Here is a 619-nt window from a genome sequence, read left to right as displayed (position 1 = left end):
TTGATAATGCAAATAACTGAATACGCCCCAACCGATTTGTAGGCATTAAAAAAGCCGCAAAGCGGCTTCATTCTATTTAGCGTTTGGCTGTTAAACGCTAAAGCTTGCACCACAACCACAGGTTGTTGTTGCATTAGGATTAGATACAAAAAAGCGTGCGCCTTCTAATCCTTCAGTGTAATCAACTTCACCGTCAACCAAATATTGAATGCTCATTGGATCGATCACGAGTGTTACACCATTTTTTACAATTTCTAAATCGCCAGGATTCGCTTTTTCATCAAAAGTAAAACCATATTGAAAACCAGAACAACCACCACCTGTTACATAAACACGCAGTTTTAAATCTGGATTTTCTTCTTCGTCGATTAACTGTTTAACGCGAACAGCAGCTGCATCGCTGAACTTAATTGGTAATTCTTCAGACATTTTAAAACCCTCAATATCGCAATGGCGTGATTATCTAATACCCGAGTGTTTTAATCAAGTATAGTAAAACAACTCTTTACTCTAAGTTATACCTATAAATTAGTAAAAAAGTGGCTAAACATTAGCTCACTAAAATAATACTTAAGCAAACTAAAAGCGACCCTTGTAAACTATAAATTCATTAAAAATT

At 35.4% G+C, this 619-nt stretch carries 1 protein-coding gene; it reads right to left on the bottom strand.

Annotation, left to right across the window (positions count from 1 at the left end; translation table 11 throughout):
- Nucleotides 1-90: 90 nt before the first annotated feature.
- Nucleotides 91-429: an iron-sulfur cluster insertion protein ErpA gene (gene erpA, locus GQR46_RS20365; protein WP_002958911.1), complete on the bottom strand. Its 339-nt coding sequence runs from the start codon at nt 427-429 to the stop codon at nt 91-93.
- Nucleotides 430-619: the final 190 nt, after the last annotated feature.

It is taken from the genome of Pseudoalteromonas sp. Z1A6 (assembly GCF_011378745.1).
GTDB classification, from domain to species: domain Bacteria; phylum Pseudomonadota; class Gammaproteobacteria; order Enterobacterales; family Alteromonadaceae; genus Pseudoalteromonas; species Pseudoalteromonas arctica.
This window is presented reverse-complemented; position numbering and strand designations above follow the sequence as displayed.

What these genes read in the sequence shown, in the direction of transcription:
- erpA (WP_002958911.1), bottom strand. Translation starts at nt 429, where the DNA reads ATGTCTGAAGAATTACCAATTAAGTTCAGCGATGCAGCTGCTGTTCGC.